The sequence below is a fragment of the Frankia sp. CcCS3 genome (assembly GCF_977927575.1).
The window spans coordinates 1-6,981 of sequence record NZ_CDWRCL010000220.1 but is presented as its reverse complement, the minus strand read 5'-3'; the positions used below and the strand labels follow the sequence as shown (position 1 = coordinate 6,981).

Below are 6,981 nucleotides of genomic sequence, written 5' to 3'. Positions count from 1 at the left end.
CTTTACCCCGACTCGGGGGTGCTCGTGCCCTTCTCCGCCGCGCGAGCCGGCCTCGACGCCCGGATCGGGCTGGCCAACGAGCGTGGCGGGGTACACGGCCGGAAAATCGTGTACGATTGGCGAGACGATCAGGGAACCGCCGAGGCGAATGCCATCGGCGTGCGGGAACTGGTCGAGGAGAGGAAGGTCTTCGGCCTCCTTGAGTTCACCCTGGCGGCGAGTGGCAGCGCGTCGTACCTCGCCGAGCAGAATATTCCGGTGGCCGGCGTGGCGGCTGAGGAAGTCTGGTCGAAGTACCGGAACATGTTCTCGTCGTTCTACATCACCGGATCCGCCATCGACACATACGGCAGGCTCGTCCAGTCACGTGGGGGAACCAGGGCCGTTCTGCTCAGGACCGCCCTGTCGGCCGGGATCGCGGACACCGGAAGCAAGATCGTGCAGAGCGTGCAGTCAGTCGGCATCCCGGTCGTCGACGAGGTGAGCTACACGGCGAACGCCGACAGCCCGGCGGCGATCGCCCAACGGATCGTCGCGGCTCGCGCCGATACCCTCCTCACCGTGGTCGACGCCCATGAACTCCCCGCCGTGCTGAACGCGATCCGCGCCGCCGGTGGGAATCCCACGGTGATCCTTGCCGCCAGCGGCTACGATGGCCGACTGCTGCGTGATGCGGGCGCCGCCGTTGCCGGCGTCACGGTCCCGGTTTTCCACCGGCCCTTCGAGGCCGGCGGCCCTCCCATCACGAGCTACATCGACGCGATGCGGCGCTACGCCCCCCCAGCGGGAGGACCCGGAGCAGGAGATCACGATGATGGCCTACATCAACACCGACCTGTTCCTGCGCGGTCTGGAGGAGGCCGGGGACTGCCCCACCCGGCAGGGTTTCGTCGACGGACTGCGGTCGGTGACGAACTACGATGCCGGCGGCCTGATCCAGCCGATCGACCTCAGGAACAGTCTGGGCCGGCAGAGCACCTGCCTGGCCTTCGTCCAGGTCAACAATGCCGGTACGGCCTTCGGCGTCGTGGCGGAGAACCTGTGTGGCAAGGAAATCATGGCCGGTCGGGCCGCCTCGTGACCCGGGCCGGCCGGGCCCTGATCTGACGCGTCCCCGCCGCCGGGCGATGCGGGCGAACGCCGCGGCCCGGCCGCCGCCGCGGCGGCGGCGAGCAGGCAGCAGGCACCGGCTCCCGCCAGGGCCATCCAGGGGACCCAGCCACCCGGAGGATTCCACTGCGACGAGCCCAGGAACCAGGCCGGTCCATAGATGCCCACGGCGCTGCGGTGCCAGTCTGTCCACAGGCCGACGGTATGCACCGCGACCACCGCCATGACGGCGACGGCGGGCCCCGCCCGGCGCAGGGCCGCGGGGATGCGCGCGGCCCGCCGGGTCAGGATCTCCCCGGCCGCCAAGGGCACCAGCACCGCGATCGGCAGCAGGTACCGCCCGTAAACCGGGAAGCGCGTCTGCCGCAGGACCAGCACGTCGAGCGCCACCGCCACCGCCACCACGCCGATCAGCACCGCGCCGAGGCGGACCTGCTGCCGCCAGGTTCCCACGACGAACGCCGCGCCGAGCAGGCACGCGCCCCATGTCCAGTAGGCGAACGAGGGCATCCGCAGGCTCGCCCAGCCGAACACCCCGACCCACTGCCGTGCCCAGGCGGGCGCGTCGGACGACAGCTGCCGCAGCCCCTGTTCCGCGAGCTCACGGCTTATCCCCGGGTGCGGCTGCACGCGCTTCTCCCAGGCCGCGGTCGCGACGACCCCGGCCACGGAGAGGGCGACCCACGGAACCGAGAGCCACCCGACCAGCCGGTGCCGCCGGGTCCCCTCCGCTGGCCGGGTCCCTTCTGCTGGCCGGGTCTCTTCTGCTGGCCGGGGCTGCTCGACTGGCCAGGGCTGCTCGACGGCGGGTACCGCATCGACGGCCCGCGCCCGCGCGCGGGGGCCGCGAGACCGACGGCGATCACCGGGGTGAGCAGCACCCACAGGGGGCCGGACGGCCGGGACAACGCCACCAGCGCGGCGACGAGGCCGAGGACGGGCCAGATCCACCTCGGCGGCGCGCCCGGTCGACCGAGCCGCAGCGCCAGGGTGAACAACGCGGTCGCGCCCGCGATCTCCATCCCGTTCGTGCCGAGGACGGAACCCAGGAACAACGCCATCGGCGAGACCGCCAGCAGCACGCCGCCGACCGAGAGCAGTCCGGCGCGGGAATCCCAGGAGGCGAAGATGATGATCGCCAACAGTGTCACCACGATGGCAGCCGAGGTCGCCCGCCCGGCGTAGAGCGCGCCGTCCGCCGTGTGCGTGCGGGTCATCACGGCACCCTCGACCGCGTAGAGATAGGGCTCATAGGTGCCCACGTAACTGAGGGCCCGCGTCGCCGCCGGCCGGGAGTGCGGACGGTCGAGGCACGCGACGGACAGCCAGTCGCGGAAGAGGTCGCAGGGGAACCCCGCCGCGCCGGGGTTGAGCCCGGCGGGCAGGGCGAAGACGCGGCTGTTGCGATTGATCCAGTCGATCCGTTCGGTGCGGCCCGGTCCGTTGCCGAACGACGGATGTGCCAGCCGGCCGGGTGTTCCCGTCCATTGCCCGGTGCCCGCGCCGACCGCCTTCACGAAGTGGGCGGGCTCGTCGGGGCCGAACCCCGGCGGGTTGGTGCCGACCCAGGCGGCGACGAGCAGGAGGAACCCCGCGACGAGAAGCCGGGGAGGTAGCCGGGACGCACCCGGGGACCGGCCGGCCGTGCCACGCAGCCGGCCCCGCCGACCACTTCGGCCCAGCCGACCCGGCCAGCCCCGCCGGCCACTCCGGTGAGGCGCGGCACTGCCGGGAGTGTCCGTCGTCGAACGGCACTCCGGTACACCGGCCATGACTCCCCTGCCGCGCCCCGACGCCCGATGGTTCCCTCACCCCATCGCATCCTGTCGCGCCTATCTAACTCCACTGCATGATTGGCGGATTGGCGGGACCGGGCCGGTCTTCCGCGGGTCGCCACCAGGACCCGCCGGTTGGGCTTCACCGGCACGCCGGCCTACGCTCCCGATCCCCGCCGGGTCGTCCGGGTGGGTGTGACAGCCTGAGTTGGTCCCACATGGGGGCCTGTCCTGCGTCGTGACCTGCGATGCGTCGGGGCACCCATGATGCGTCGGGCATCTACTATGACCGGATGGTTGCGAGGCCGGAGGACGGTGTGAGCTGTCAGGCGCTGACTCCGGTCTTCGCGCTGCTGGGGAAGCGGTGGAGCGGTCTGATCATCAGTACGCTGATGGCCGGCCCGGCGAGGTTCTCCGAGATAGCGAAGCTGGTGCCGGGGGTGAGCGAGCGGATGCTGTCGGGCCGTCTCACCGAACTCGTCCAGGCCGGCCTCGTGGAGCGTGAGGTTCTCGAGGGGCCGCCGGTGGCAACGCGTTATCGGCTCACCCCGCGGGGCGAGGGGCTGCGGACGGCGCTGCACGAGCTGGAGGTATGGGCGCAGGAGTATCTCGTCGCGCGCGGGGAGCCGCCGTTTCCCAGGACTCCTTGACCGGGGCTTGCTGACCGGGGCTTGCCGGGCCGGTACCCGCCGGGCTGGTACTTGTCGGGCCGGTGGAGGTGCCCACGGTCCGTCGCGAGCCCGGATGATCTCGGGGCGCGGGCTCGCGACGGCGCGGGACCGGTTGGGGAGCCGGGTTGATCAGGGGGCGATGAACTGCAGGTCGAGCTCGATCTTGACCTTGTCGGAGAGGGCGAGCCTGCCGGCACCGAGCGGCAGGTTGAAGGTGATGCCATAGTCGCCGCGGCGGATCTCCGTCGTCGCGGCGAAGCCGGACCGGACGCGGCCGTCTACGGGGTGAGTGTCGACCCCGTAGAACTCGACCGCCAGGGTGACGGGTCTGGTCACTCCGTTGATCGAAAGATCGCCGGCGAGTTCGTACTCCTCGTCGCTGCCCGTGACGGACGTCGAGGTGAACGTGATGGACGGGTGGGACGCGAGGTCGAAGAAGTCGGCGGAACGCAGGTGCGCGTCCCGGTCGGGCTGGTTGGTGTTGATCGAGGCCAGGTCGATCTCGGCGCCGACGGACACCGACTCCAGGGTGTCGCCGACCGACAGCGTCGCGGAGAACGTGTCGAAGCGCCCGCGGACGTTGGTGACGCCGAGATGGCGGACCTGGAAGTTCACGCCCGAGTGCGCGGGGTCGAGCGTCCAGGTACCGGCGGCCAGGGGCAGCGGAGCGATGTCGGACGGGGATGGCGCGGTCATGGGACCTCCAGGTCGATGATCGACGGATGGGGCGGTGGCCGTTGCGGCTGCAACGGTACCCCTACAAAACATTAGTAGCTAACGAAAGACAAGGGGTAGTGGGGTCCTGGACCGCTGCCGGTTCAATGCTGGTGCTGGTGCCGGTCCTCATGGGGGTGTCAGTCATGCCGCGTAGGCGGAGTGAGGCTTTCGAGGCAGCGGCCGGGGTGCGCGTGGCCGGAGCCGCCGGTGGGGGAGCGGTCGGTGGCGGAGTTCTGTGAAAACGGCGCGAAGGCGGTGGCGGAGGAGGCGACGCGGGCCCGGGTGGGCCGGGAGTTCTTCGCCGCGCATCCGCTGGCGGATCTCGCGGGTCGGTCCAGGCGCTGGCTGGGGAGCCGGGGTCGGATCATCGAGCCGATGTTCAAGGCGCCGGGTGCAGACCGGCACGCGCCGATCGGCTGGGACGAGGCATTCGGGATCATCGCGGGGGAGCTGAACGCGCTGGACAGTCCGGATGAGGCGGTGTTCTACACATCGGGTCGGACGAGTAACGAGGCGGCGTTCGTCTGGCAGCTGTTCGCGCGGATGGTGGGGACGAACAACCTGCCGGACTGTTCGAACATGTGTCACGAGTCGTCGGGGGCGGCGCTGTCGGCGACGATCGGGATCGCTCCAGCCTGCTCGGGCGGGGCACGACCCTGGCGGATCAGTTCCTGCAGATCCGGGTGAACGGGGACCCGGCGTTGTTCCAGGCGCTGACGGTCAACACCTGCGAGGTGCTGCGGGTCCCGCCGGGACACCTGCTGCTGCAGGCTGTCCGTCCCCACGACCAGTACAACACGACGATCTACGGCATGGACGACCGGTACCGCGGGGTGCGCCGCGGCCGGCGCGTCGTGTTCGTCCACCCGGACGACCCCGACGAGCTCGGTATCGCCGACGGCACCCACGTCGACCTCGTGCGCCCACTCGAAACCCCGGCGCAGGGTGTGTCCCGACGGCTGGTCTGCTGGTCTGCGTCGTGCGAGACCGGGTTCTTGACGGCGGTTGCCGGGAGGATACGGCGCTCCCAGCCGAACAGGTAGAGCAGGATGGAGACGAAGGTGAACTTGAAAAGTTCGAAACCCTGTGCGGAGTTGATGAGGGAAGCGACCAGGAAGGGTATGAAGAGGGCGGCCGATGCCGGCCGTCCGGCCAGCCGCAGCAGGATCAGGAAGACCGCTGCCAGAAGAGCGCACGCGCCGATCCGACCGAAATCGAACAGCCAGGCCACGTAGAGGGAGTTGGCCGCGTAGTTCCGGCCGTCACCGTATTTCTTGGCGAGATAGACGGAGTTCGAGTTCGGGCCGTAGCCGATGTTCGGATGACCGTTCTGCCGGGCCTCGGCCATGACGATCCGCGCGCTCGTGTAACGGCCGTTGGCGGTGGCGGGTGCTGTGTCATTGCCCAGCGCGCCGAGTCCGGCGACGAGCCGGCCGAACGCGACCGTCAGGCCGTTGTTGCTGGTCAGGTAGCCGGCCGGGGGCGAGGACGATCGTCCGGCGGCCCCGGGCAGCCACCGCTCGAACCCCGTTGAGATAACAGAAGGCCAGGCTGATAGAGGCGGTGAGCAGGACCGTGGGTGATTTGGTCAGCAGACCGGCGAGGACGACGAGTGCCAGGTTTCGCCACGACCTGCGCCGGACCGCCAGCAGGATCAGCATGGAGATGACCGGGGCCCAGGACGAGGGCTCGGCCAGCAGCCCGCGCAGCCGGGGCGTGCCGCCGGCGCCGGAGTCTACCCACACCGGCGCCGGTAGGACGGCGGCGACGGCATAGCCGGCCAGAGCGATCCACACGCAGCCCAGTGACATCCGCCAGAAGACGTGTTCGAGGTGGCGGCGATCGAAGAAGAATGCCGCGAAGACGGCGATTGAGGCGTAGAAGACGCCGAACCGCAGGCTTGCCGCGAGGTATTCGGCCGCGCGGTCCGGGGCCACCGGGGCCACCGGGGCAAGGGAGTAGAAGCACATGACCGTCGCGATGAAAAGTACGGCCAACAGGCTGCGCAGCGCGTTCAAACACCCAGATCGCCAGCCGGGCGGCCGGCCCGATCAGCTCGTTCTGCTGCGTCTGCTCCGCGGTTTTGGGGCGGTGTCCAACATCCCGGGGGAGCCGGCGGAGGTCGGATCGGGGGCAATCGTGACCGATCTCATCGCCGGCACCGTGGATTTCCCCCAAGGGGCATAGACGCCGTGATTTTCCCGAAGCCAATGTGGAGCATGCTAGCAGCCACCGGAGCGCTTTCTCCCGGCATCCCTCGGCGGTGGGCGCGGGTGTCGCCACGGCGACCCTTTCCGGGGATCGACTGCCTATAACCGGTCCTTCGCGGGCGACGCACGCGTTCAGGAGTCGAAATGAAATAACTTGCGCGTTTCGAACCCTCCACAGGCCTGTGACCTGCGATGATGCTCTCGATCACGTATTTGTTACTTCATTACGTCCCCTCAGGGCCAGCGGCCCGTGCCGGAAATCACCTTCGCCGGTGCATCCGTCTTTTTGGTGTGATCACACTACGACTGTCGGTGTCGGGAGCGTGCTCCCGGTGCCGACGGTGCTGCCCATCAAGCGATGGATATCTGACCAGGCCACCTACATTGATGGGTCTTCGAAGTTAACCGGGGTGGGCGTGAGACCCCAGCCAGTTTGGTAACTGTGCGTAATGTTGGTTCGGCGTGGCCTGCTGTGACCTGATGTGGCATGCCTCGTGT

At 69.4% G+C, this 6,981-nt stretch carries 7 protein-coding genes and 2 pseudogenes; 5 read left to right on the top strand and 4 right to left on the bottom strand.

Annotated features, from left to right (window positions below; genetic code table 11):
- Positions 1-18 precede the first annotated feature (18 nt).
- Positions 19-726: pseudogene (locus AC08OQ_RS16285) on the top strand (ABC transporter substrate-binding protein); the annotation flags it as partial.
- Positions 653-952 (top strand): annotated as a pseudogene (locus AC08OQ_RS16280) (ABC transporter substrate-binding protein); the annotation flags it as partial. The pseudogenes AC08OQ_RS16285 and AC08OQ_RS16280, both read left to right, overlap by 74 nt.
- On the opposite strand, the gene AC08OQ_RS16275 reads toward AC08OQ_RS16280, so the two are convergent.
- Entirely contained in the window at positions 916-1,779 is an 864-nt protein-coding gene (locus tag AC08OQ_RS16275) for a DUF2142 domain-containing protein (RefSeq protein WP_476601787.1), read from the bottom strand. The pseudogene AC08OQ_RS16280 and the gene AC08OQ_RS16275 overlap by 37 nt on opposite strands.
- Entirely contained in the window at positions 1,719-2,882 is a 1,164-nt protein-coding gene (locus AC08OQ_RS16270; protein WP_476601786.1) for a DUF2142 domain-containing protein, read from the bottom strand. The genes AC08OQ_RS16275 and AC08OQ_RS16270 overlap by 61 nt, the downstream gene beginning before the upstream one ends.
- Positions 2,883-3,178: 296 nt before the next feature.
- Here AC08OQ_RS16270 and AC08OQ_RS16265 point away from each other — a divergent pair, with 296 nt between their 5' ends.
- Positions 3,179-3,535 carry a winged helix-turn-helix transcriptional regulator gene (locus AC08OQ_RS16265; protein WP_476605617.1) on the top strand — a complete coding sequence of 119 codons (357 nt, stop codon included), beginning with the start codon at positions 3,179-3,181 and terminating at the stop codon, positions 3,533-3,535.
- Positions 3,536-3,685: 150 nt separating this feature from the next.
- Here AC08OQ_RS16265 and AC08OQ_RS16260 read toward each other — a convergent pair whose 3' ends face one another.
- Positions 3,686-4,252, bottom strand: coding sequence for a YceI family protein (locus AC08OQ_RS16260; RefSeq protein ID WP_476592751.1), 567 nt, complete (start codon positions 4,250-4,252; stop codon positions 3,686-3,688).
- A 243-nt stretch (positions 4,253-4,495) separates the two neighbouring features.
- Between AC08OQ_RS16260 and AC08OQ_RS16255 the strand changes: the two genes are divergently transcribed.
- Both AC08OQ_RS16255 and AC08OQ_RS16250 read left to right on the top strand, forming a co-directional pair.
- A complete protein-coding gene (locus tag AC08OQ_RS16255) occupies positions 4,496-4,960 on the top strand; it encodes a molybdopterin-dependent oxidoreductase (RefSeq protein WP_476601784.1) in 465 nt (154 codons plus the stop codon).
- Positions 4,961-5,085: 125 nt separating this feature from the next.
- Positions 5,086-5,316, top strand: a complete 231-nt coding sequence (locus tag AC08OQ_RS16250; protein WP_476605618.1) for a hypothetical protein — start codon at positions 5,086-5,088, stop codon at positions 5,314-5,316.
- Positions 5,317-5,670: 354 nt separating this feature from the next.
- Here AC08OQ_RS16250 and AC08OQ_RS16245 read toward each other — a convergent pair whose 3' ends face one another.
- The gene (locus AC08OQ_RS16245) at positions 5,671-6,291 is read right to left on the bottom strand and encodes a hypothetical protein (protein WP_476601782.1); all 621 of its coding nucleotides are present in this window, start codon (positions 6,289-6,291) and stop codon (positions 5,671-5,673) included.
- Positions 6,292-6,981 lie beyond the last annotated feature (690 nt).